This window comes from Rhodocyclus tenuis (genome assembly GCF_014197755.1).
Taxonomy (GTDB): Bacteria; Pseudomonadota; Gammaproteobacteria; order Burkholderiales; family Rhodocyclaceae; genus Rhodocyclus; species Rhodocyclus tenuis.
Genome location: NZ_JACIGE010000007.1, coordinates 44,598 through 66,394 on the forward strand (window position 1 = coordinate 44,598; position 21,797 = coordinate 66,394).

General features: G+C 65.3%; 23 protein-coding genes. 9 read left to right on the plus strand and 14 right to left on the minus strand.

What is annotated here, in order from left to right:
* Positions 1–46: 46 nt before the first annotated feature.
* The gene (locus GGD90_RS10370; RefSeq protein ID WP_153116678.1) at positions 47–748 is read right to left on the minus strand and encodes a GntR family transcriptional regulator; all 702 of its coding nucleotides are present in this window, start codon (positions 746–748) and stop codon (positions 47–49) included.
* Entirely contained in the window at positions 736–1,032 is a 297-nt protein-coding gene (locus GGD90_RS10375; protein ID WP_153116679.1) for a hypothetical protein, read from the minus strand. Before GGD90_RS10375 ends, GGD90_RS10370 begins: the two co-directional genes overlap by 13 nt.
* On the opposite strand from GGD90_RS10375, the gene GGD90_RS10380 reads away from it, so the two are divergent.
* Positions 1,016–2,443, plus strand: coding sequence for a short-chain fatty acyl-CoA regulator family protein (locus GGD90_RS10380; protein ID WP_153116680.1), 1,428 nt, complete (start codon positions 1,016–1,018; stop codon positions 2,441–2,443). The two genes, GGD90_RS10375 and GGD90_RS10380, sit on opposite strands and share 17 nt — an antisense overlap.
* Before the next feature lie 26 nt (positions 2,444–2,469).
* Here the strand turns inward: GGD90_RS10380 and GGD90_RS10385 are convergent, their stop codons facing one another.
* Positions 2,470–3,417 (minus strand): LysR substrate-binding domain-containing protein, encoded by a 948-nt coding sequence (locus tag GGD90_RS10385; protein WP_153116681.1) that lies wholly within the window; start codon positions 3,415–3,417, stop codon positions 2,470–2,472.
* A gap of 94 nt (positions 3,418–3,511) precedes the next feature.
* Here GGD90_RS10385 and GGD90_RS10390 point away from each other — a divergent pair, with 94 nt between their 5' ends.
* Positions 3,512–4,516, plus strand: coding sequence for a YeiH family protein (locus GGD90_RS10390; RefSeq protein WP_221227734.1), 1,005 nt, complete (start codon positions 3,512–3,514; stop codon positions 4,514–4,516).
* A gap of 77 nt (positions 4,517–4,593) precedes the next feature.
* Here the strand turns inward: GGD90_RS10390 and GGD90_RS10395 are convergent, their stop codons facing one another.
* Genes GGD90_RS10395 through GGD90_RS10415 form a run of 5 tightly spaced genes read right to left on the minus strand, consistent with a single transcriptional unit; the run spans position 4,594 to position 9,360 of the window.
* Positions 4,594–5,013 (minus strand): ExbD/TolR family protein, encoded by a 420-nt coding sequence (locus GGD90_RS10395; RefSeq protein WP_153116683.1) that lies wholly within the window; start codon positions 5,011–5,013, stop codon positions 4,594–4,596.
* Positions 5,014–5,015: 2 nt separating this feature from the next.
* The gene (locus GGD90_RS10400) at positions 5,016–5,690 is read right to left on the minus strand and encodes a MotA/TolQ/ExbB proton channel family protein (protein WP_153116684.1); all 675 of its coding nucleotides are present in this window, start codon (positions 5,688–5,690) and stop codon (positions 5,016–5,018) included.
* Between the two features lie 15 nt (positions 5,691–5,705).
* Positions 5,706–6,326, minus strand: coding sequence for an energy transducer TonB (locus tag GGD90_RS10405; RefSeq protein ID WP_153116685.1), 621 nt, complete (start codon positions 6,324–6,326; stop codon positions 5,706–5,708).
* A 22-nt stretch (positions 6,327–6,348) separates the two neighbouring features.
* Positions 6,349–7,044: a DUF4198 domain-containing protein gene (locus GGD90_RS10410; protein ID WP_153116686.1), complete on the minus strand. Its 696-nt coding sequence runs from the start codon at positions 7,042–7,044 to the stop codon at positions 6,349–6,351.
* Between the two features lie 12 nt (positions 7,045–7,056).
* Positions 7,057–9,360 (minus strand): TonB-dependent receptor, encoded by a 2,304-nt coding sequence (locus tag GGD90_RS10415; RefSeq protein ID WP_153116687.1) that lies wholly within the window; start codon positions 9,358–9,360, stop codon positions 7,057–7,059.
* A gap of 111 nt (positions 9,361–9,471) precedes the next feature.
* Between GGD90_RS10415 and GGD90_RS10420 the strand changes: the two genes are divergently transcribed.
* The 5 genes from GGD90_RS10420 (at position 9,472) to GGD90_RS10440 (ending at position 13,508) form a co-directional block, all read left to right on the plus strand.
* Positions 9,472–9,942 (plus strand): HAD family hydrolase, encoded by a 471-nt coding sequence (locus GGD90_RS10420; RefSeq protein ID WP_153116688.1) that lies wholly within the window; start codon positions 9,472–9,474, stop codon positions 9,940–9,942.
* Positions 9,943–10,055: 113 nt separating this feature from the next.
* Positions 10,056–11,210, plus strand: coding sequence for an iron-containing alcohol dehydrogenase (locus tag GGD90_RS10425; protein ID WP_153116689.1), 1,155 nt, complete (start codon positions 10,056–10,058; stop codon positions 11,208–11,210).
* Between the two features lie 242 nt (positions 11,211–11,452).
* Positions 11,453–12,082: a ubiquinol-cytochrome c reductase iron-sulfur subunit gene (petA, locus tag GGD90_RS10430; RefSeq protein WP_153116690.1), complete on the plus strand. Its 630-nt coding sequence runs from the start codon at positions 11,453–11,455 to the stop codon at positions 12,080–12,082.
* 23 nt (positions 12,083–12,105) lie between these two features.
* A complete protein-coding gene (locus GGD90_RS10435) occupies positions 12,106–12,534 on the plus strand; it encodes a cytochrome c (RefSeq protein ID WP_153116691.1) in 429 nt (142 codons plus the stop codon).
* A gap of 194 nt (positions 12,535–12,728) precedes the next feature.
* Positions 12,729–13,508: a sulfite exporter TauE/SafE family protein gene (locus GGD90_RS10440; RefSeq protein ID WP_153116692.1), complete on the plus strand. Its 780-nt coding sequence runs from the start codon at positions 12,729–12,731 to the stop codon at positions 13,506–13,508.
* Between the two features lie 114 nt (positions 13,509–13,622).
* Here the strand turns inward: GGD90_RS10440 and GGD90_RS10445 are convergent, their stop codons facing one another.
* The 6 genes from GGD90_RS10445 to GGD90_RS10475 form a co-directional block, all read right to left on the minus strand.
* Positions 13,623–14,003: a rhodanese-like domain-containing protein gene (locus GGD90_RS10445; RefSeq protein WP_153116693.1), complete on the minus strand. Its 381-nt coding sequence runs from the start codon at positions 14,001–14,003 to the stop codon at positions 13,623–13,625.
* A gap of 135 nt (positions 14,004–14,138) precedes the next feature.
* A complete protein-coding gene (locus GGD90_RS10450) occupies positions 14,139–14,729 on the minus strand; it encodes a Tll0287-like domain-containing protein (protein WP_153116694.1) in 591 nt (196 codons plus the stop codon).
* A gap of 102 nt (positions 14,730–14,831) precedes the next feature.
* Positions 14,832–14,996 (minus strand): hypothetical protein, encoded by a 165-nt coding sequence (locus tag GGD90_RS10455; protein ID WP_184415093.1) that lies wholly within the window; start codon positions 14,994–14,996, stop codon positions 14,832–14,834.
* A gap of 22 nt (positions 14,997–15,018) precedes the next feature.
* Positions 15,019–16,476: an NAD(P)/FAD-dependent oxidoreductase gene (locus tag GGD90_RS10460; protein WP_153116695.1), complete on the minus strand. Its 1,458-nt coding sequence runs from the start codon at positions 16,474–16,476 to the stop codon at positions 15,019–15,021.
* Between the two features lie 637 nt (positions 16,477–17,113).
* Entirely contained in the window at positions 17,114–17,734 is a 621-nt protein-coding gene (locus tag GGD90_RS10470; protein ID WP_153116696.1) for a response regulator transcription factor, read from the minus strand.
* Positions 17,724–19,313 carry an ATP-binding protein gene (locus GGD90_RS10475; RefSeq protein WP_153116697.1) on the minus strand — a complete coding sequence of 530 codons (1,590 nt, stop codon included), beginning with the start codon at positions 19,311–19,313 and terminating at the stop codon, positions 17,724–17,726. Before GGD90_RS10475 ends, GGD90_RS10470 begins: the two co-directional genes overlap by 11 nt.
* A 239-nt stretch (positions 19,314–19,552) precedes the next feature.
* Between GGD90_RS10475 and GGD90_RS10480 the strand changes: the two genes are divergently transcribed.
* Entirely contained in the window at positions 19,553–20,203 is a 651-nt protein-coding gene (locus tag GGD90_RS10480) for a pentapeptide repeat-containing protein (RefSeq protein WP_184415095.1), read from the plus strand.
* A 32-nt stretch (positions 20,204–20,235) separates the two neighbouring features.
* On the plus strand, positions 20,236–21,741 hold the full coding sequence (nhaB, locus tag GGD90_RS10485) for a sodium/proton antiporter NhaB (RefSeq protein ID WP_153116699.1): 1,506 nt from the start codon (positions 20,236–20,238) through the stop codon (positions 21,739–21,741).
* Positions 21,742–21,797: the final 56 nt, after the last annotated feature.

Consider the following 21,797-nt stretch of genomic DNA (forward strand, 5'->3'; position numbering starts at 1 on the left):
AATCACCATGCGCGGCACAGCCGCGTGGCGCGGTGCGGCGCGCAGCTCAGCAGAGCGCGTCGCGAAGCGCGGCCGCCTGCTGCCGGCACAGGCTGGCGATGTCGTCAGCTGCGCCGGCCAGCAAGGCGTGGCTCAAGGGAGCGCGCACATCAAGCGCTGCCGCGGATTCGAGACGCGCGCGCTCGGGCCCCAGCGCCAACTGCAGTTGCCGCTCTACTTGCCGGCTGAGCAGCGCAAAACACGGCGCGCTCGCCGCTTGCGCGTGCTCACGCAGACGGGCGTACCAGCGTTGCGCCGCGCGCATCGCTTCGCCGGAGCCGCCGGCGTCTTCAATGCCCGCTTGCACCACGCCTGCGTCAGGCGCCGCGCGCGCGCAGTCCTCGAGCAGCGCAAGGACTTCACCGCTGCCACGCGCGGCCAGACAGCACAGCGCATGACTGTCGACCTGCGCGAGCAGCGCGCACAGGCCCGCGATGTCTTCGCGGCTGACAACGCTCACCGCAAAACCGCCGTCCTGCGTGCGCGCCAGCAAGCCCTCGGCAAGCAGAAGCTGCAGGGCATCGAGCAAGGACGCGCGGGAAACGCCGTAGTGACGGCACAGCGCCGCTTCGTCAATGGCAGTGCCGGGCTGCAGGCCGTGCGCAAAAATCCTCTCGGACAGCGACGCGGCGAGGCATTCGTGCAAGCGCTGGCCGCCGGCGAAGGCGCTGCGAGCACCGGCAAATCCCTGCGCCGTCAGCGCGTCCATGCGGCCGCCTCCTGCGTCAGGCCGGGGGCGAACGCCCACGGCGACGGTGACGACGCATCGGCACGCGCTACTGCCGCAAGACCGGCAACAGACGGCGCTGCGCAGTTCGGATTGAAATTGACGGACATACGGCACTCCTCGAAAAACGGCCCTTGCCAGAGCGGGCGAATATTTGCAATATACGCACCGGCGAATCGCTTTAAAGCCCTGAAATAGCGTAGAAATGCGAAGCAAAACCGACTGTCTTGCAAAGATTGCGAATTAACGATGAGAAAGACTTTCATGGGCGTGCGCCTGAAACGCCTGCGCGAGGAACGCGGCCTGACGCAAGTGGCGCTGGCGCGTGCGCTCGAACTCTCGCCGAGCTATCTCAACCAGCTCGAGCAGAACCAGCGCCCGCTCAGCGTGCCGGTGCTGCTCAAGCTGAATGCCGTGTTCGGCGTCGACGTGCAGCTCTTCTCGGAGAATGACGAAGCGCGGCTGATCGCCGACCTGCAGGAGGCCTTCCGCGAAAACGCCGGCAGCGAGGCGGTATCACTGGCCGAGATCCGCGAACTCGCGGCCGGCATGCCGGGCGTGGCGCGCACGCTGCTGGCGCTGGCGCGGCATCAGCAGGAGGCACAGGAGCGCGAAGCGGCGTGGGCGGCACGCCTCGGGCTCGACCGCAGCGAACAGCCGCTGGCCACGCGCATGCCCTTCGAGGAAGTGCGCGACTTCTTCTACGCGCAGCACAATCACATCGACGAACTCGACCGGCTCGCCGAACGTCTTGCCGATGCCTGGCTGCTGCGCCCCGGCGACATGGCCGACGGCCTCGAAGCGCGCCTGCAGCGCGCGCATGGCGTCAGCGTGCGCCGCGGCAGCCGGGCGCTGGCGCAGGACGCCGGCGATGCGCAGCGTGTCTTCGATCCGGCGACGCGCACGCTGTCGCTGTCGCCGCACCTGACGCCGGGGCAACAGTCCTTCCAGATGGCGACGCAACTGGCCTTCCTCGAGGCCGGCGAGGCGATCGAAGCCCTTGCCGCAGCGGCCGGCCTGTCCAGCGACGAAGCATGCCGGCTGGCGCGCATCGGCCTGGCCAACTACTTTGCCGGCGCGCTGATCCTGCCTTACGGGCGCTTTCTCGAACGTGCCGAACAGCTGCGCTACGACATCGAACTGCTCGGTCGCGCCTTCGGCGTCGAATTCGAAACCACCTGCCACCGCCTGTCGACGCTGCAGCGGCCCGACGCGCGCGGCATCCCCTTCTTTTTCGTTCGCGTCGACCGCGCCGGCAACATCTCCAAGCGCCAGTCGGCGACCGACTTCCACTTCTCGCGCATCGGCGGCACCTGTCCGCTGTGGAACGTGTACGAAGCCTTCGCGCAACCGGAACGCGTACTCACCCAGCTGGCGGCGATGCCCGACGGCCGCGCCTATCTGTGGATCGCGCGCAGCGTCGCGCGCGGCTACGGTGGCTACGGCGCGCCGAGCAAGCGCTTCGCGGTCGGTCTGGGCTGCGACTTGCAGCACGCCGAGCGGCTGGTCTACAGCAAGGGGCTGAACCTCCGCGACGCCGACAGCTACACGCCAATCGGCACCGGCTGCAAGGTCTGCCCGCGCGAAGCCTGTCCGCAACGCGCCTTCCCGGCGATCGGCAGCGCCTCGGTGGTCGACGAAAACCGCAGCCGCTTCGCGCCCTACCCGCTACGTTGAGCGTCGCCCGTTTCGCAAAAACACCCTCAGTCCGGCTTCGCGAAGGAACCGGCAAATCGATCCGCCGCCCGCGCCTGTGCGGTCGCCGGCAAATCCGCAGCCGCGATATGGCACAGCGCCAGAATCGCGCGAATGCCCCGGGTGTGGTGCTTCTGCCGATGGACGACGACGCGCAGTTCGCGCGAAAGATCGAGGAACGGTGTTGGCACTGGCGCCAGCCAGCCGGCGGCGAAGGCATCCTTGAGTTCGAGCGCGGACAGGCAGCCGAGGCCCATGCCGAGCCGCACGCATTGACGGACGGCCTCCGGTTGTTCGAGCTCGAGGGCGATCCGCGGCGTGATGCCGATCTCGCCGAAGGCACGGTCGAAGGTTTCACGCGTTCCCGAACCGGCTTCGCGCGTCACCCAGGACACCGACTGGAGCGCCTCGGGCGTCGCCCCGCCGCACACCAGCGGATGCTCGGGCGAGGCAAAAACCACCAGTTCGTCGCTGAGCCAGGGGAAAAACTGCAGCTGCGGATCGCTCGCCGGCCCTTCGATGAAGCCCAGGTCGATCTCGAAGGCGAGAAGCCGCTTCAGGACCTGCTCGGTGTTGAAACGCGCCAGGTGAACCTTGCCGAGCGGCTGCGTGCGACTCAGCTCGGCCAGCAGCGCGGGCAACAGATGGTTGCCGATGGTCACGCTCGCACCGAGGTGGATGTCGAAGGCAGCGCCTTTCGCCTGTGCGACTTCCTCGATTTCGCGGCTGCGATCGAGCACCTCCTGCGCCAGCGGCAGAATCTCCCGCCCGGTGTCGGTCAGGCTCAGACGCCGTCCGAGCCGGTTGAACAAGGCCGCACCGAGCTGGTTTTCCATGTCGGCGAGCGCCATGCTCGCCGCCGCCTGACTCATGGCAAGCGCCTGCGCGGCACGCGTCACTTGTCCCTGGCGGGCGATGCCGACGAAGACCGCAAGCTGACGGAGCGTGATATTCATAAGCAGAACCAATTCAACACATAAAAAGTATAAGTTTTACATATCGAATCAGCAAACGCTAATCTGGCCGCGTATTCATTTTCGGCCAATGCGCATGCCACCGCTGCCGCGTTTTCTTCCAGGACTTGGCCTGACGGCGCTGATCGCCACGCTGGCGCTGATCGCTGGCGGGCGCAGCGAACTGCAAGCGATCGGTCTGGCACCACTGACGCTAGCCATCGTGCTCGGCGCCCTCGTCGGCAACTTCATGCCGAGATTGACCAGCGGCGCCAGCCAGGCCGGGATCAAATTCGCGCAGAGAACGCTGCTGCGCAGCGGCGTCGCCCTCTATGGTCTCAACTTGAGCCTGCAGGATGTGACCCAGGTCGGTTTCTCCGGCATTGGTATCGATTTGCTGATGGTCGCATCGACATTGGCCCTGGGCTGCTTCGTCGGCACGCGCTGGCTGGGAATGGACCGGGATTCGGCCTTGCTTATCGCCGCCGGCAGCGCCATCTGCGGTGCCGCCGCCATTGTCGCAACGGTGCCGCTGCTGCGCATGCGTACAGCCGACACTGCCGCCAAGACGGCGACGGCGGTCGCCACGGTGGTTCTCTTCGGCACGCTGGCGCTGTTCCTCTACCCGCTGCTGTTCGCCTGGCTTGGCAGCGAAAGCTCCTTGTTCGGGATGTTCATCGGCTCGACGGTTCATGAAGTGGCGCAGGTCGTCGCCATTGGCAACGCGATCGGCGGCGAGGCAGCACAGAACGCCGTCATCGTGAAGATGATCCGCGTCCTGCTGCTGGTGCCGTTTCTGCTGGGCCTGAGTTTCTGGATTGCCGGCAGGGACGACGCGGCTAGCGGTCAAAAGATCAGCATTCCCTGGTTCGCGCTGGTGTTCCTGCTTTTCGTCGCGATCAATTCGCTGCACATCCTGCCGGAACAGGCGCGCAGCGTGCTCAAGCTCGCCGGCATTGCCTGCCTGGCGTCGGCCATGGCCGCGTTCGGTATGGAAACGACCTGGCGCCTGTTGCGCCGCGCAGGATTCAGGCCATTGCTGCTGGGCGCGATCCTGTTTGTCCATCTGGTCGCGGTCGGTGGCTGGATCAATCTGGGCTGAGTCATGCAAGCCCGAGCGCTGCGCGACAACCGACCCTGAACCGCCGGGCGCCACTACCCTGATTTGTGTCAAAAGCCTTACTTCGCGGTCGTCGGGCTCGTGAGAAAACCGATGCGTGTCAATCCGGCACGCGCCGCTGCCGCCATGGCACGCGCGACGCGGCCATAGGGAACGGCTTCGTCACCACGGAAATGGATTTCGGGTTGCGGTGTCAGTTGCGCTGCACCGGCAAAGCGAGCCGGCAACTGCTCCTCGCTGATGCTTTCGCCGTTCCAGAAAAGACTACCATCAGCGCACAGGGCGACTTCGACGTGCCCGGCCCGTGTCACATTCGGCTGGCTCGACGCCTTGGGCAGATCGATCTTGACCGCGTGCGTCAGCAAGGGAGCGGTGATGATGAAGATCACCAGCATCACCAGCATCACATCCACCAAAGGCACGACGTTGATTTCGGGACGCGGCGTCCGTCTCGATGAGGTAAGACTGGCGAAGGCCATGATCAGCGTCCACCGTTGCGGCTACCCGCCGCGAGCGCGTAGAGGTCGTGTGCAAAGGCCTCCAGATGGCCGAGCCAGACCTGGTTGCGGCGGGAAAACGCGTTGTGTGCCAGCGCCGCCGGGATCGCCACGGCGAGTCCGAGCGCAGTCATGATCAAGGCCTCGCCAACGGGTCCGGCAACCTTGTCCAGCGTTCCCTGCCCCGACAGACCGATACCGACGAGCGCATGGTAGATACCCCAGACCGTGCCGAACAACCCGAGATAGGGCGCCGAAGACGCCGCCGAGGCAAGGATGGTCAGGCCCTGGTCGACTCGCGTGCTCTCCTGGTCGATGCCGTTGCGCAAAGCGCGCGACAGGTACTCGCCGGGACCGCCGACCTGCGCCAGTTTCGGCAAAGCGCCGTCCTCGATTTCGCCGACCGCCTTGACGGCACGGTGCGCCAGGCGCGCAAAAGCGTTGTCGGCAGCAGCCGGCGCCGCTTCAGTCAGGCTTGCCGCTTGCCAGAAGCGGGCGACGAAGCGTTCCTCGCGGCGACGACCGAGCACATTGTCCAGCCCCTTGAGCAGGATCACCGTCCAGCAGGCGATCGACAGTCCGCTCAGGATGGCGAGCAGGCCTTTGGCCAGCCAGTCGGTCTGGCTGAGGAAATGCGAAAGTCCGAGTGATGATTCCATGGCGGTGGATATCCTTTAGCGGCTGCGCAATACGAAATCGAAAGGCTGCAAGGCGATGGCGCGCACGGCGCTGCCGTCGCGCCGGGCTGGCTGGCAGCGCCAGCGTCTGAGGGCGTTCAGGGCCGCGTTGTCGAGGCGTTCGGAGCCGCTGCTGACAGCGATGCGGACGTCGGCAACGCGGCCATCGCTGTCGAGTTCGACCCGCAGCACGGTGCGCCCTTGTTCGCCGATGCGGCGTGATGTCACGGGATAATCGGGGGCCGGGCGCTCCGGACAGACCACCGACAATTCGCCGCTCAGAGTGATCGGGCCAGTGACGGCTGCCGGCGGAACGGAGGCCGTCTCCTGAACGGTGGGTGAAACGCCGACGGCCGGCACGCTGGCGAATTCGGTCGCTGCCGCGAGTTGCACCGGGGGCGACACACGCGGCCTGGCTTCCGCTTGCCGGGCCGGTCGCGCAGCTTCCTGCGGGGAAACAGTCGGCGGCGGCGGCGCAATCAGTTGTGCAAACAGCGGCAGCTCAGGCTCCGACTGCGGCGCGTGCGCTTGTAGTTGCCAGAGAACAGCGAGCAGTACGCCATGGGCGACAACGACGACGGCAACGCCAAGCGGTCGCCTTGCCGCGTTCCGACTCATGCCGGACGATTTGCCGCGTCCGTCAGCGCAGATCGAAGATCAGGTTGGCCGATGTACTGAGGACATCGGCGCGAGCATCGCCAACGAGATCAACCCGGTGCATCACCTGGATCGTGTTGCGGCCCTTGACCAGCGGCACGACTGCCTTGCCGTCTTCTGCAGTGAGCACTTCCTTGTCGGCGCCGGCGTACTCGGCAGTTGTCAGCCGCGCACCAGGCAGTGGCTTGCTTTCCCACAGGACCTGCACCGGCAAGGCGTCTCCGGCATGCGGGGTATCGGCGACAAGGGGAACGATTTCCAGTGGCTGACCCTGGGCCTTGGTCACGGCACGCCCCCAGTTCGCGACGGTCTTGCCGAACTTGACGACGTGGCTGGCGGAAAGTGCTCCGGCGACTTCATTCTTTGGCAGATTCTTCGAACCTTCCGTTGTCTTGCTCCAGAAGCCGTTGTCGTAGTGCAGGGTCAGCAAGGCCGGCGAGCCGCTGACGGCAAGGCGCGGACTGTCGCCGGCCTCCGCTTTCACGGCAAGTGATCTGCCGCTTGCATCGACCGCGGCAATCGACCTGATCTTGCCGGCGCTCGCCGCTTCCAGCTTGCCCGCGTGTCCGAAGACCACCCGGTAAGCGGCGTCGACCGGCTCGATCCAGGCATCGTGGGCAAAAGTACTACTGGCGGCGGTGCAGGCAAGGGCGAAAGCGAGAGGTCGAAACATTCTCATGGAGCACTCCGATCAGAAATCAAGCGATGCGCCGACCATCACGCTACGTGGTGGCGCAGGGTTGTAGGTCTGCACGCCGCTGCTCACGCCGGAACTGGTCGCATAACGGCGGTCGGTCAGATTGGCGACCTTCAGGTAATAGCGCTGGCGCTTGCCTTCGGCTTGCGTCGGCTCATAGCTGGCCATCAGGTCGATAGTGGCGTAGCCGTCGTAATACATCGCCCCGGAACTGGCCGACGTCGGCTGGCGCACGGAATAGCGGCCGATGGAACGCCCGATCGCGGTGAACGCGTAACCCTGCCAGGGGCGGACGGTGGCGACCAGCGTCGCCATGGTCTTCGGAACACCCGTAATTTCGGCACCGACCAGATACGCCGTACCCGGCGCCGATTCGATCACTTCGGTATGCGTACGTGCAAGGGCAGCGCTTGCCTCAAACCACTCGACCGGCGTGTAGCGGATCTGCGCCTCGATGCCGTCGCGCCGCGTTTTTCCGATGTTCGCGTAGGTCAGCGTTGCCAAGTCGATCAGGGCCACCTCGTCACGACTGTCGATCTTGAAATGGGCGAGATCAACGAACCACGCGGTTCCAGGGGTCAGCGTCAGGCCGACCTCGGTTTGCCGGAACTTCGTTGGCTGAACGCTCAGTCCGGCGGTGAACTTTGCGGCGTCCGATGGCAAGGAAAAGCCTTCGGCAACGCTGACTCGTGCTTCGAGCGTGCCCGGCACGAGGGTCGAACGCAGCCCAAGCTTCGGCGTATCGACCGTGAAGGCAGCCATGCTGCCGCATTGGGCCGAAGCGCCGGTGCGCGTCTCGACGCCGCGCTGTTCGCAGTTGCCGCTGATGCGGTCGCGGCGGAAGCCGAAGCTCGGCCGGAACAATGGAGCAAGCACCCACTCGCCCTGCGCCAGCAGCGATGCAGACCTGATCGTCAGATCGCGATTGAGCGTCCCGGCCCCGCCATTGACCCCTGCGGTCAGGGTATTGGCGGTGAAGCTGCCGTTATTGAGCGCATCGGCGTACTTGTAGCGCGTGGACTCGTCGTAGGCTTCGATGCCGGCAACCCAGTTGAACGGCTTGCCCAGCAACTGCTTTTCGGCGTTGAGGTTGGCACCGTAACCGAAAACGTCGCGGACATAATCTTCCGAGCGCTGCTGCCAGGTGGTGGCATTGGTCAGACGGGTGAAAGTACGAGTAAAGCTCTGCGTGGTCGAGTAGGCGAAGAACAAGGCCTTCAGGTCCGGCGACAGACTGTGCGAGAGATCGCCGCGCAGAGAGAAATAGCCTTTGTTGGTGCCGTCGTTCTGAACATGCGGGTCCTTGGCCAGGAAGTTGGCGCTGTCGTTGTACTGCGCCTGGGTAATGACCGAGGCGGTATCGGCGCGCGCCGTGTGCAGCCGGGTGGAGATGGTGAATTGGGTTTTCTCGGACAAGTCGAAAGCGGCGCGCCCGGAAACCGTGCCATGGTTGTTGCGCGACTGCGGACGATAACCGTCGCTGTCGTAGAACTGGACGGCCGCATTCACCGTTGCGCCACCTATTTTGCTACCTGCTGCTGCCTGCGCATCGAGAGTGCGAAACGAGCCGAAACTGAGGTCGGTCTCGGCGTATTGCCCGCCTTTGCGCGATTCCAGCGCGACAACTCCGGCACGGTTGAAATTGCCGTAGAGCGCCGACACCGGCCCCTTGAATACGGTCATTGCACGAAGCTCAAGCGGAATCACGACATTGAGGTCGGCGTAACCGTCGGCGTGGCTGGAAGCCTCGTTCAGGGGAATTCCGTCGAGCACGAAACCGATGTCTCCGCCGTGCCCGCCACCCGAAAAGCCGCGCAAGGTCATCGAGTTGGCGACGCCACCGTAGCCAAGGCTGCGCACCTCCATGCCCGGCACCTCGCGGAACAACTGCTCCGGCTGTGAAACCTGCCGTTCGCGGAAATCCTCCTGGGAAAACTGCTGCACGCTGTAGGGCTGGTCCGGGCTGGTGGTCAGCAGTTGCCCCTTGACCACGACAGACTCCAGCGTTACCAGCGGATCGGATTCACTGGCCGCAGCATTCAGGGCGCCCAGCCCTGCGAGCAATAAGGGCATGGTGGCAAAGCGTGCGATGCAAGCGGCCATGACTGATCCCGACGAATGTATGAAGAAACGCAAAAAGATCATACTGTGTCGAATCAGCGCCGTCAAAGCACATGGAATAATCGTTGCGCCGACCCGCGGTCCTTGTCCGCCCAAGCATTTCGAGCGGCCATTTCGCCTGCGGCGAAAACTCACAGGCGTGCTGAAAACTGTCATTCCTTCGCCACGCCTGCGCATCGATCGCTTGCGACAATTCCGGGATCCGTGTCCGCCCCGAACTTTTCGTAGCTGCCATAGCGCGAGGCCAGCCTTTAGAATGCCGGATCCCTTGAGCAAATGGCCCCGTCGATGATTCGTATCGAAATTCCCGGCTTTGGCAATCTCGAACTGCAGCACCTCGTCTGCGACTACAACGGCACGCTCGCGCTCGATGGACAGTTGCAGCCGGGAATCGCCGAGCAATTGAGCCGCCTTGCCAGCCAGCTCGCAATCCACGTCATCACGGCCGACACCTTCGGCCAGGCGCGCGCTGAGCTCGCCGGCCTGCCGGTTTCCTTGCACATCACGCCGCTGGAAAATCAGGCGCAGACGAAACTCGAGTTTGTGCAGAAACTCGGCGCGGCCGTCACGGCCGCCATCGGCAATGGCCGCAACGACTGCCGGATGCTCGACGCAGCGGCGCTCGGTATCGCGCTGATCCAGCGCGAGGGTGGCGCCGCGACGACCGTCGCCGCGGCCGATGTCGTGTGCTCCAGCATTCACGACGCGATCGCGCTGCTGCACAACCCGAAGCGCCTGATCGCGACGCTGCGTTCATGAGTCACGCCGGCACTCGCGCCGAAAGCTTGCCGAACCGAACGACCCGCCCGCGCGTCGGCGCCGCGCGACAAACCACTCGTATCCGCGACTGAAACCGCTCAAGGACGAACTCCATGCACCACTTCGAATTCACCTACCACAACCCGACGCAGATCCATTTCGGCCGCGACAGCTTCGGCCAGCTGGCCGCACTGATTCCGCCCGCGGCGAAGCTGCTGCTGCTCTACGGCGGCGGCTCGATCATGCGTAACGGCATTTACGATCAGGTGATCCGGGCGCTGGCGGGGCGCGACATCGTCGAGTTCGGCGGCGTCGAGGCCAACCCGACGCTGGAGACACTTGCTTCCGCAGTGGCGCTGGTGCGTGCCGAAAGACGCGATTTCATCCTCGCCGTCGGCGGCGGTTCGGTCTGCGACGGCGCCAAGTTCATCGCCGCCGCAGCGCTCTACGAGGGCGACGGCTGGGATATCGTAAACGGCAAGCACGTCGTCGAACGCGCGCTGCCGGTCGGCGTCGTGCTGACGCTGCCGGCCACCGGTTCCGAGTCGAACGCCGGCGCCGTGGTCACGCGCGCGGCAACGCAGGAGAAAAAAGTGTTCTTCGCGCCGCCGACGCGGCCGCGCTTCGCCATCCTCAACCCGCAGGTGATGGACAGCCTGCCCGACCGGCAGCTGGAAAACGGGCTGGTCGACGCCTTCGTTCATGTCTGCGAGCAGTACCTCACCTACCCGGTCGGCGCGCTGGTGCAGGACGGTTATGCCGAGGCGATCCTGCGCGCGCTGAAAGCGCTGGGCGACTCCTTCGCCCGGCGGCGTGAGCCCGGCTGGCAGCAGAACCTGATGTGGGCGGCCAACCAGGCGCTGTGCGGCATCGTCGGCGTCGGCGTGCCGCTCGACTGGGCAACGCACCGCATGGCCGTCGAACTGACCGCGCTCTACGGCATCGACCACGGGCGCACGCTGTCGATCATCCAGCCCTGGCTGCTGCGCGAGACGATCGACGCCAAGCGCGCCAAGCTCGAGCAACTGGGGCGGCGCGTTTTCGACCTCGCCGACGCCAGCGCCGAAGACAGCATCGCCGCCATCGAAGCCTTCTACCGCGGCCTTGGCATGCCGGTACATCTCTCCGACACCGACGTCGCCGACGCGGACGCCGCCGAACGGGTCATGCAGGCGCTGCGCGCGCACGGCAACGCGGCGCTCGGCGGCCATGCTGGACTGGACGATGCGAAAACCTGGCGGATCATTCGCGCCGCGTGTTCGCGCTGAAGCAGGTGAGGCACGCTTGACGCGCATCCCGGCTGACATGGGCAGCCGCCATCGCTGCCAGAGAGCCTGCCAGAAACTGCCACATTGGCAGCGCGCCGTCAGCTGGCCCGCTACGCGCGCCAGCCATGACTGCATAAGCCACTGTTTAAATTGACTTAGTCGCAATCACTGCAAGTGGCACGAGTCTTGATAGTCATGAGGGATGGCTCGTCGAGTCGCATCCCAACAGACAAGGAAGCACCATGACAGACTGCACACTCAAGGCCGAATCGTTCGCCGTCGCCGACTCCCCCGCCCGTCGCCAGTGGATGATGGCGACCGTTGGCGTTGGCGGCGCCATGGTTCTCACTGCCATTGTTCCCTTCGTCAGCAGCATGCTGCCTTCGCAGCGCGCCAAGGCGGCCGGTGCGCCGGTGGAAGTCGACGTCAGCAAACTGGCGCCGGGACAGATGATGACCGTCGAGTGGCGCGGAAAGCCGGTGTGGATCATCAACCGCACCGAGGAAATGCTCGCCTCGCTGCAGAAGGCCAACGAGTTTCTCGTCGACCCGGAGTGCGAAGTGCCGCAGCAGCCCGACTACTGCAAGAATGCGACGCGCTCGATCAAGCCAGAGATGATGGTCGTCGTCGGCATCTGCACGCACCTCGGCTGCTCGCCGGGGCAGAAGTTCAAGAGCGGCAAGGACGAAGGCATGCCGCCCGACTGGCTCGGCGGCTTCCTCTGCCCCTGCCACGGTTCGACCTTCGATTTCGCCGGTCGCGTTTATAAAAACAAGCCGGCGCCGACAAATCTGCCCGTTCCGCCGCATACTTACCTCAGCGACGGTCGCCTGGTCATCGGCAGCGACGCACAAAATACCGGATCGTCCTGAATTCAACACAATGGGGGGCATGCATGAAATCGACGACGCTCTGCCTGCTGGCGCTACTGGCAAGCGTACCGGCACTGGCTGAAGACGAGCGCCTGTTCGCCCCGCTACCCGCCCCCGCGCAGGAGGTGCTGCGCGAACAGATGCTCGACAACCTGCTCGCGGTGAACGAGATCGTCAGCCTGCTCGCCAGTGGCGGCGTCAAGGAAGCCGGCGTCATCGCCGAAAACCGGCTCGGCCTGACGGCAATGGGCAAGAACCGGACGCTGCCCTTCGACGCGCGGCCGGGCGTGCACATGCCGCCGGCGATGCATGCCGTCGCCTTCGCCGGCCACCGGGCCGCCAGCGAGTTCGCGGCGGCAGCGGCCAGCGGTGATCGCGACCGCGCGCTGGCGCTGCTGCCCAACATCACCGGCACCTGCGTCGCCTGTCACCTGACATATCGCACGCGCTAGGCAGCCGGCTGCGTATTCCGCCCGGCATTTCGGGCACAAGTGCCCTGCAGTTGCCCGCCGACGAGCGGCCGGATGACCGACTGGTGAGCCGCGCCGACACTAAGAACATCGAGCTATAAAGCAAAGCCAAAACGGTCTGTGGAAGACTAAGCGCGTCGCTTATGATTCGCGCCACTCTTCCCACGATCACCTTCATGGACTTTGCATATACGGTCGCCGGCTTCGCCGTCGGTGCCATCGTCGGTCTGACCGGTGTTGGCGGCGGCTCGCTGATGACGCCGCTGCTGGTGCTGCTGTTCGGCATCCACCCCGCCGTCGCGGTCGGTACCGACCTCCTCTACGCCGCGATCACCAAGGGCGGCGGCACGCTGGCGCACGGGCTGAAAGGCTCGGTCGACTGGCAGATCACCCGGCATCTGGCCAGCGGCAGCATTCCGGCGGCAATCATCACCCTGCTCGCGCTCCACCACTTCGCTCCCGGCGGCATAGGCGGTGCTGCCAGCCTGATCAAGGTGGCGCTCGGCGTCGCGCTGCTCCTCACCGCCGTGGCGATCATCTGCCGCGCGCGCATCCAGGCCTACGCCCGACGCCATTTCGGCGACACGCCGAACCCGCAGCGCACCGCAAGACTGACCGTACTCACCGGCGCCATTCTCGGTGTGCTCGTATCGATTTCCTCGGTCGGCGCCGGCGCGCTTGGCGTCACCGCGCTGTTCTTCCTCTACCCCGCGATTCCGACGCTGCGCATCATCGGTTCGGACATCGCCCACGCGGTACCGCTCACCGCCGTCGCCGGCATCGGCCACTGGCTGCTCGGCAGCGTTGACTGGTCGCTGCTCGGCAGCCTGATCATCGGTTCGCTGCCCGGCATCTGGCTGGGAACGCATGTGTCGACCAGGATCCCCGATCGCGTACTGCGCCCGATCCTGTCGCTCATGCTGGTCGTCGTCGGCGTGAAACTGATCAGTTCCTGAAACGGCAGCTTTTGGGGCAGCATGCCCCGGGCGCTCCGCAGCTTGATCGCTGCGCGGAAGCCCACGCGACGTGCTTGCTCCGACACCTCTGCCCGTCGCCGGGAAAATGCCCGTTCAACCGAAGGCCGGCAAGGCCGGTTTGTCCACCGGCTTGCCGGCCGCCGCCCAGGCGTCAAAGCCGCCGGCGATCGACTTCACCTGCAGATAGCCCATCTCCTGCAGCGCGGCGGCGGCGAGCGCAGCCCGCCCGCTGGTCTTGCAGTAGAGGACGATCTTGAGGTCACGGGCAGCCAGTTCGGGAGTACCGCTGAACTTGAACTCGAGCAGTCCGCGCGGCACCAGCGTCGCGCCGGGCAGATGGCCAGAGGCGTATTCGTCGGCCTCGCGCACATCGAGCAGCACGTCGGCGTCACGGATCGCCTGATCGGCGTCGGCGAACGAAATTTCATGGATGCGGGCCTTCGCCGCGGCAACGAGATCGAGGGCAGTTTTCATCTTGATCCTTTCGGGAAATGTGGGAGACGAGGCATACCGGAGGCCTCCGTCAATGCGTGATCCGCTGCGCGCCGGCTGGGCGACGACCGGCGCCGCCAGGGATGCGGCAGCATACGGGAAAGCGCGGTGGGGAAACTACAGCGGACGCCTGACCGAAAGCGCGCCGCGCACCTGTCCGGCAGCATAGCCAAGTGCGCGATCATCCGGGTAGTCGCGCGCCAGCGAGTGCCGCAGATCTTCGCCGAGCGACTCCGCCGGGCCATGGCATTGCAGGCACACCGGCGCGGTGGGCAGCGCCTTCATGTAGCGCAGGCTGCGCTTGCCGCCGCCCTCGTCGATGACGGCAGAAGCCTCGATCTGTTCGGGCTTCTCGCCGTTGGCGGCGCGGATGTTGAAGTCGGCGAGTTGCCGCACTTCCCACGCATCGGGCGTGCCGGTCGCCGGATTGCGCATCTTCAGGCTGACGCGGCGAATCTCCCAGCCGGTCTGCTGCCGCATCGCTTGCAGCAGCGTCGGCGCTTCGACGCGACAGACGGGAATGGCGCCAGCGGCGCCCTTGGCCGCGACAGCGGCCTGCATCGCGCCGACCACTTTCGGCAACAAGGGCAAGGCGGTCTTTTTCGTTTCGGCCAGCGCCGCGGCAAGGTCCGGCGGTGTGCCATCCTGCGCGAAGCCAGGCGGGCTCAGGCGCGCCAGCGAGATGAGCAGCAAGGGAGAAATTTTCATCGGGAACCCGTCAATAAGCGAAGCCTGATATTACATCAGGAAAACGGCGTGGCGCCGATCCATCCCGCCAGCGTTGCCACCGCCGACAGGCTCGGTTCGTACTCAGTGATGCGATTTCGACATGAGCAGCAGGATTTTCAGGTTGATGACAAAGAACCTGAGCGTCTGCCAGACGATCGACGTGCGCATGTACAGCGTCAGCGGGGTGGGCGACGGCGGGTAGTAGGCCTGCTGGTAAGGCTCACGGTTGGTGTTTTCGCGCGACATGGGATTCTCCTTGGGCGAGAGATCAATCGGGCATGACCGACCAGCCGGGACGCAGCCTGGCCTGATAGATGAAGGCGTGGTGCAGCAGGTACTTCATCCAGTGCCCGGCCAGACCGATTTCGCCGAAGGTCAGCCGGTCGTCGCGACCGTGTTCGGGATAGGTCTGGAAATCCGGCACCACCGGGAAAACGGTCATCGTCACCGCCGAGCCCTTGAAGAAGCCCGATCCGGTCGACGCGACGCAGGCCGCGCCCATTTCGGCCATCGACGCGCTGCAGGTCGGCGCCGGCGCGCCCTTGAGCATGTCGTGGATGCTCCTGGCGACGGTTTTTGCCATCGCCGCCGACGGCATGCCGGTACGTGGCGGCGCCGGGTTGATCGGCGTGCCGTTGGCGCTCTGCATCGGCTTGCTGATCAGGTGCGGTGGTGCAAAGGCGATGCCGACGGCAAAGAGGTTCGGGTATACCGGCGACTGGTAGGTCTTCGGCCAGTCCCTGGCGCTCCACTGCAGGTAGGGACGCGGCGTGTAGTCGGCGTCGACGCGCATGAAACCGTTCGGCGCGAACAGGCTGGCGGTGATGTCGCCACCCGTCCTGTCGAAGGCTTTCAGGCCGACGCCTGAGAAAGGCGGGATCAGCATCGAGAAATCGAATTCCTGGACGTGGAAGCCGCCGTCGAGCGTTTCGTAGTGGATCTTGCCGGCCTCGACGCGCGTCACGTGCGCACGCGTGATCCACTCGATGCCGCGCTCGACCATCAGCGACTCGGCAAACGTCTTGCCGTTGGTGACGTAGCCGCCGCGCGTGATATGCACGCCGCCCATGCCGAAATCGCCAAGCTCGTATTCGTTGGAGAGCCAGACGATGTCGCCCTTGTCGCGCACACCGGCCTCGCGCAGTTCGTGGTCGACGTTGTAGATGTACTCGAAGGCCGCGCCCTGGCAGGTGCAGGTGCCGTGTCCGGTGCCGATGACGAAGGTGCGGCGCTCGCCGGCGCGCATCGCAGCAATGTTCGCCTGCAACTTCTCGTTGGCTTCCAGCGCATGCGCCGCGGTGCACACCGACACCGTATGCCCGTGCTCGGGACCGAGCCCTTCGGTGGCGGCGAAGTTCAGCTTCGGCCCGGTGGCATTGACCAGATAGTCGTAGGCAATCTTCTCGCGCTGCCCCGACTTCGCGGGCAATGTGTATTCAACCTCGACGAAGGAATGCGCATCGACGCCATCGCCTTCCGGATGGATCGACAGCGCTTTCGCCTGGCGGAAATCGACGCGCGTCTTGCCGTAGATCTCGGCCAGATCGAAAGTGACATCGGCTTCGCTCATGCGCCCGACGCCGACCCAGATATTCGACGGAATCCAGTTCCAGCGGGCGTTCGGTGAGACGACCACGATCTCGTGCTGCTTGTCGATCCAGAGATTCAGGTTCCTGGCGACAGTGTGACCGGCAATGCCGGCACCCAGAATGACGATCCTCGACATGCTCCCTCCTCCTTCGACGCACAAAGTCCGACCTGGGCCGGTCATCGACAGTCGCGGGCAGCCTCGGTCGGCCTGCCTCTTCTGCTGAAACTGTCGTTACCTGCCAGAGCTATCTGCTTTCACCTGTCGGCTGCAGCGTTCGGCGAGGGTGCGATGCACCCCCGCTTGGTTGCTGATCAAGCGCCGACGGAAGCAGTATGTATCGAACTTCTTATATTAGCAATCGCTACTATGCGATGACATGCGCGAATCACGAACGTACCGGCGGAGCGCAAGCCGAGGCGCCTGTGCAGCGCCTCTTGCCAATAAAGGCATTGCCAACTAAAGGAGATGTGCCAGGCCGATCCTCAAGGACAAGATCGCCGCGTCGCTCCCCACGCAGGGCAGGAGCAGCTTCTACTTCGACATCAGGATCACCGACGAGACCAACACCAAGGCCGAGAAGGAGCAGTACATCCGCGAGGCCTACGCGCTCTTTGCCCGGCTGCTCGGGAACGTGCACGAGGTAAGCTACATCCACGTCGAGGACGTGCGCGCGGCGGCCTACGGCTACGGCGGGCTGACGCAGGAATACCGCTACCACCACTGAGACTGACGGGCTGGCTGTCCGGCATCCCCGAACAGTGCACGACGCTGCCTATTGCCGCGAGCGATCGCCGAGCAGACTGAAACGCACGAGTTCGGGGATGTTGTCGACGCGCAGCTTGGTCTGCAGGTTGGCTTTGTACACTTCGACGGTGCGCGGACTGATCCCCAGACTGGCGGCGATTTCGCGGTTATGCCGGCCGGCGACGACCAGGTCCATCACCTCGCGTTCGCGCGGCGTCAGCGTTGCCAGCAGACGCTCGTAGCTGGCGAAACGTTCTTCCTCCTCGCGCTCGCGATGCAGGCGCGAGAAGGCTTCCTCGAGCGCAGCGATCAACCGTTCGGGGTTGATCGGTTTTTCGAGGAAATCGACCGCCTGCGCGCGAAACGCCGCGCGCGCCGCCTCGATGTCGCCGTGGCCGGTCATGATGATCGCCGGCATGCCGCAGCCGGCCGCGAGCAAGTGCTGCTGCAGGCTGAGACCGTCCATTCCCGGCATGCGGATGTCGATCAGCAGGCACCCTCGCCAGTCGGGTCGATACGCCTTGAGCAGGCTTTCGGCGTCGCCGAAAACGAGCACCGGGTAGCCGTGCAGCCCGAGCGAGAGCGCCAGCGCGTCACGCACGGACGCGTCGTCATCGACAATGAATACGGTTTGTCCATCAGGCGGCATCGCTGATTTCTCCTTCGCTGGGCAAGACAATCCTGAAAACGCCATGATCGCCAAGCTCGGCGCGCAGGCTGCCGCCATGCGCCTCGACGATGGCACGACTGATCGCCAGACCGAGGCCGAGCCCGCTGGCCTTGGTCGACTGAAAAGCTTCGAACAGCTGCGCCGCGGCCTCGCGCGACGGGCCTAGCCCGCTGTCCTCGACACTGATGCAGACGCGCCTGTCGCCGTCGGCCTGCGCCGAAAGCCTGATGCGGGCCTGCCCCGGCGGCAATTCGGCGACGGCATCGAAGGCATTGGCGAGCAGGTTGCGCAGGACCAGCTCGAGCTGCAGGCGATCGACCAGCAGCGCCAGCGGCGGCGCCGGATCGACCTGAAAGGCGACGCCCTGCTCCGCCCTGCGTGCGGCGAAGCGCTCGGCAGCGGCAGCGAGCAGATCGCCGACGGCGACGCGTTCAAGACGCGTCGCGCCGGTACGGAAGAAATCGCGCAGCCGCTGCACGACGTCGCCGGCGCGCCGCGATTCCTGCACCAGCCGGCGGATCGTCTCGCGCAGCCGTTCGCCGGTTTCGCCACGGTCGAGCAGTTGTTCGCAGGCGCTAGCGTAGATCGACAGCGCGGTCAACGGCTGGTTGAGTTCGTGCGCCAGCGCGCCGGCCATTTCGCCGGCAGCGGCAAGACGCAGCGACTGGCGCAGCTCATCGCTGACGCGCTGCTTTTCATCGACGACCGCGCCGATGAAGAGGCCGACCGCAGCGAGCACGGCGCCAAGCAGTTGCAGCTCGAACACCGTCACCGCGACGAGGTTCTGCCACTGCACGGCAACGATGATGCCGGCCTGCAAGGCAAAGGCGGCGATGGCGGCGCCAGCGACGCCCTGCCGCGCCGCTGCCCACACCAGCGGCAGGAAGAGCAGGTAGAAATACTGGAACTCGCCGGCGCCACCGAGTCCGAACGACACCCACAGCATCAGCGCGGCAAGGCCGGCATAGGCGGCCGTCTCCCAGCGCAACAGATACGCGCGCAGCCGGTCGTCGGCGTCGAAGAGGAGCCAGAAGAAGGGCATGGTGACGACGATGCCGACCCAGTCGCCGATCCAGAAACGCACCATCGCCACCGCTCCGTCGCCAACCGGGATCAGCCCGGCAAAGAGCAGCAGCGCGATGTAGATGCCACTGGTCAGCAAGGTGCCTGCGAGGACGATGGCCAGCCAGAAGAGCAGCCGCTGCCGGTCCTGCAGCACGGCGCCAACCGCATGCCGGCGCAAGGCTTCGGCGATGCCGCCGTAGCCGAGAGTAAGTGCTGCCGACAGCGCCAGTGTCATCGGCAGCGTTGCCGGCAGGCCACGGACGACGCCCTCGCCGATGAGGATTGCCGCAAACCACGGAATGGCGGCGATGCGGCCGACGCGAAACCAGTACACCAGACCGAGCGCCAGCGACGGATTCCACGGCGTGATGTTGAGCCCGTACATCGGATGCAGATAGCTCGCCCAGTCGAGAGCGACATAGGCGAGGACGAAGAAGAGCCCGTGCACAAAAGGCCGGGTTCTTTCCGGAATGGCAATCCTGGAGGCTGGCATGCGTCGATTGTCCACGATTGCCCCACGCCGCGCATCAGGCACGCCCATACGGGCTGCCCCTAGATGCAGGCCGGCACGACGCGCGCGCCGGCCACGGCAGGCGCTCGGCACACCGCTGCGAGCCGGCCGCCGAGGCCCGACACCGCGTTACCCCGTAAGTCTTTCCCGAATTTTCGGCGTCTGTCGATTTCTCTATGCTCGGCGGCATTGATCGCTTGCCCAACAGAGTCACAGTCGCCATGAACAGTCACTCGCCCGCCAGAACCTGCAATCCGAAGATCCTCCGCATCGTCGTCGTCGCGCTTGCCTTTACCACCTGCGAAACCCATGCGCAATGCGCTGCGCAGGCGGCAGCGGAGTGTCCCGGCGCCGCGCTCAGGGATGTCGCCTGGGTGAACGCCGACCTGCAGGGCGGCAACTTCCGCGACGCCAATCTCGAGAACAGCAACCTCGCCGGCAGCCAGCTCAAGGGCGCCGACCTGCGCGGTGCGAACCTGCAGTTCGCTCGCCTGAAGCGAAGCGACCTCGGCGAAGCCAATCTCGAAGGCGCCAACCTGCATTCGGCCAACCTCGAACACGCCAGCCTGCACGGCGCGCAGCTCGCCGGGGCGCGCCTCGACAAAGCACACATGGTCAGCGCCGACTTCTCGCATGCGCGCCTCGCCGGCGCCGACCTCACGCGCAGCAACCTGATCAACGCCGACCTGCAGCACGCCGACCTGCGCAAGGCAAAGCTCGACGGCGCTTTCCTCAACCACGCCAACCTCCGCCAGGCCGATCTGCGCGGCGCGTCGCTGCAGCGCACCCGGCTCGTCGGTACGCGGCTGTCCGGCGCCACCTGGATCGACGGCAGGGTATGCAAGACACCCTCGGTCGGTGCCTGCGAGTAAGCACTCCCATCCGTTTCCGGCCAAGGACTAGCATGGCAGCGCACATTCAGGAAGGCAGCGTGTTCCGCCTCATCGGCGACAGTTTTCTCGGCCATACGCCGCGCTGGTACAAGCGGCTGATCATCTTCTTCCTCTGCCTCAACGTCGGCGTCTTCTTCAGCCTCGGTGCGCTGACCACCGGCTGGCTGATCCTCGGCGAATTCATCTTCACGCTGACCATGGCGCTGAAGTGCTTTCCGCTGCAACCCGGCGGACTACTCGCGCTGCAGGCGGTAGCGCTCGGCCTGACCGACACGCACGCGATCTATCACGAGGTCGAGCACGGCCTGCCGGTGCTGCTGCTGGTGATCTTCATGGTTGCCGGCGTGCATTTCCTGCGCGACATGCTCTACCGCATGATCAGCCGCATCCTGCTCGGCATCCGCTCACGCGTCACGCTCAATCTGGTGGTCATCGTCGTCGTCTCGGTCGCCTCGGCCTTCCTCGACGCGCTCACCATCCTCGCCGTGCTCGTCGCCGTCTCGCTCGGCTTCTACGAGGTCTATCACCGCGTCGTGTCGACGCGCAGCCATCACGACGACCCGGATGTCACCGACGAGTATGTGCATGAACAGCACCGCCAGGACCTCGAGCAGTTCCGCGCCGTGCTGCGCAGCCTGCTCATGCACGGCGCCATCGGCACCGCCATCGGTGGCGTGTGCACGCTGGTCGGCGAACCGGAAAACATCGTCATCGGCAACGAGGCCGGCTGGAACTTCATGGAATTCCTGCTCAAGGTGGCGCCGAGCAGTATCCCGACACTGCTTGCCGGCATCCTCACCTGCTGGGTGATCGAGAAGTTCAAGTGGTTCGGCTACGGCACCGAACTGCCGGCGAGCGTTCGCCAGATCCTGCTCGACGAGGAAAGCGCGCAGCGCACCCGGCAGACGCCGCGAGATCGCCTGCTGCTGATCATGCAGGCGGTGGTGGCGGTGCTGATGGTCGTCGCGCTGGCCCTGCACATCGCCGAAATCGGGCTGATCGGCCTGGCCGTGATCGTCGTCGTCTCGGCGCTGGCCGGCGTCACCGACGAGCACCATGTCGCCGAAGCCTTCATGCCCGGACTGCCGTTCGCGTCATTGCTGGTCGTCTTCTACGTCATCGTCGCCATGATCGGCAGCCTGCACATGTTCAACGCGGTAATCGAATGGGTACTGTCGCTCGAACCGCGGCTACAGGTATTCATGATCTTCGCCACCAACGGCGCACTGTCGGCGATCAGCGACAACGTCTTCGTCGCCGCGATCTACATGAAGGAACTGAAAGCCGCCTTCGACGCCGGGCTGACGACGCGCGAACTGTTCGACGCACAGTCGGTGGCGGTGGTCATGGGAACGGGGATCCCGAGCATGTCGACGCCCAACGGCCAGGCAGCGTTTCTCTACCTGCTGACATCGTCGGTGGCGCCGCTGATCCGCTTGGGCTACGGCCGCATGCTGTGGATGGCGCTGCCCTACGCCGTGGTGACGACGCTGGTTGCCGGCCTGACCCTGTTCTGAACGAAGGCGTCAGCGGCTGTGGCGGCGGCGCGCCGGTGATCCGAAAGGCCGGCGGG

Bases quoted from the DNA above. Each gene is read 5' to 3' on its own strand.
- GGD90_RS10370 (WP_153116678.1), bottom strand. From the start codon at position 748: ATGGACGCGCTGACGGCGCAGGGATTTGCCGGTGCTCGCAGCGCCTTC.
- GGD90_RS10380 (WP_153116680.1), top strand. From the start codon at position 1,016: ATGAGAAAGACTTTCATGGGCGTGCGCCTGAAACGCCTGCGCGAGGAA.
- GGD90_RS10375 (WP_153116679.1), bottom strand. From the start codon at position 1,032: ATGAAAGTCTTTCTCATCGTTAATTCGCAATCTTTGCAAGACAGTCGG.
- GGD90_RS10385 (WP_153116681.1), bottom strand. From the start codon at position 3,417: ATGAATATCACGCTCCGTCAGCTTGCGGTCTTCGTCGGCATCGCCCGC.
- GGD90_RS10390 (WP_221227734.1), top strand. From the start codon at position 3,512: ATGCCACCGCTGCCGCGTTTTCTTCCAGGACTTGGCCTGACGGCGCTG.
- GGD90_RS10395 (WP_153116683.1), bottom strand. From the start codon at position 5,013: ATGGCCTTCGCCAGTCTTACCTCATCGAGACGGACGCCGCGTCCCGAA.
- GGD90_RS10400 (WP_153116684.1), bottom strand. From the start codon at position 5,690: ATGGAATCATCACTCGGACTTTCGCATTTCCTCAGCCAGACCGACTGG.
- GGD90_RS10405 (WP_153116685.1), bottom strand. From the start codon at position 6,326: ATGAGTCGGAACGCGGCAAGGCGACCGCTTGGCGTTGCCGTCGTCGTT.
- GGD90_RS10410 (WP_153116686.1), bottom strand. From the start codon at position 7,044: ATGAGAATGTTTCGACCTCTCGCTTTCGCCCTTGCCTGCACCGCCGCC.
- GGD90_RS10415 (WP_153116687.1), bottom strand. From the start codon at position 9,360: ATGCGCAGGCGTGGCGAAGGAATGACAGTTTTCAGCACGCCTGTGAGT.
- GGD90_RS10420 (WP_153116688.1), top strand. From the start codon at position 9,472: ATGATTCGTATCGAAATTCCCGGCTTTGGCAATCTCGAACTGCAGCAC.
- GGD90_RS10425 (WP_153116689.1), top strand. From the start codon at position 10,056: ATGCACCACTTCGAATTCACCTACCACAACCCGACGCAGATCCATTTC.
- petA (WP_153116690.1), top strand. From the start codon at position 11,453: ATGACAGACTGCACACTCAAGGCCGAATCGTTCGCCGTCGCCGACTCC.
- GGD90_RS10435 (WP_153116691.1), top strand. From the start codon at position 12,106: ATGAAATCGACGACGCTCTGCCTGCTGGCGCTACTGGCAAGCGTACCG.
- GGD90_RS10440 (WP_153116692.1), top strand. From the start codon at position 12,729: ATGGACTTTGCATATACGGTCGCCGGCTTCGCCGTCGGTGCCATCGTC.
- GGD90_RS10445 (WP_153116693.1), bottom strand. From the start codon at position 14,003: ATGAAAACTGCCCTCGATCTCGTTGCCGCGGCGAAGGCCCGCATCCAT.
- GGD90_RS10450 (WP_153116694.1), bottom strand. From the start codon at position 14,729: ATGAAAATTTCTCCCTTGCTGCTCATCTCGCTGGCGCGCCTGAGCCCG.
- GGD90_RS10455 (WP_184415093.1), bottom strand. From the start codon at position 14,996: ATGTCGCGCGAAAACACCAACCGTGAGCCTTACCAGCAGGCCTACTAC.
- GGD90_RS10460 (WP_153116695.1), bottom strand. From the start codon at position 16,476: ATGTCGAGGATCGTCATTCTGGGTGCCGGCATTGCCGGTCACACTGTC.
- GGD90_RS10470 (WP_153116696.1), bottom strand. From the start codon at position 17,734: ATGCCGCCTGATGGACAAACCGTATTCATTGTCGATGACGACGCGTCC.
- GGD90_RS10475 (WP_153116697.1), bottom strand. From the start codon at position 19,313: ATGCCAGCCTCCAGGATTGCCATTCCGGAAAGAACCCGGCCTTTTGTG.
- GGD90_RS10480 (WP_184415095.1), top strand. From the start codon at position 19,553: ATGAACAGTCACTCGCCCGCCAGAACCTGCAATCCGAAGATCCTCCGC.
- nhaB (WP_153116699.1), top strand. From the start codon at position 20,236: ATGGCAGCGCACATTCAGGAAGGCAGCGTGTTCCGCCTCATCGGCGAC.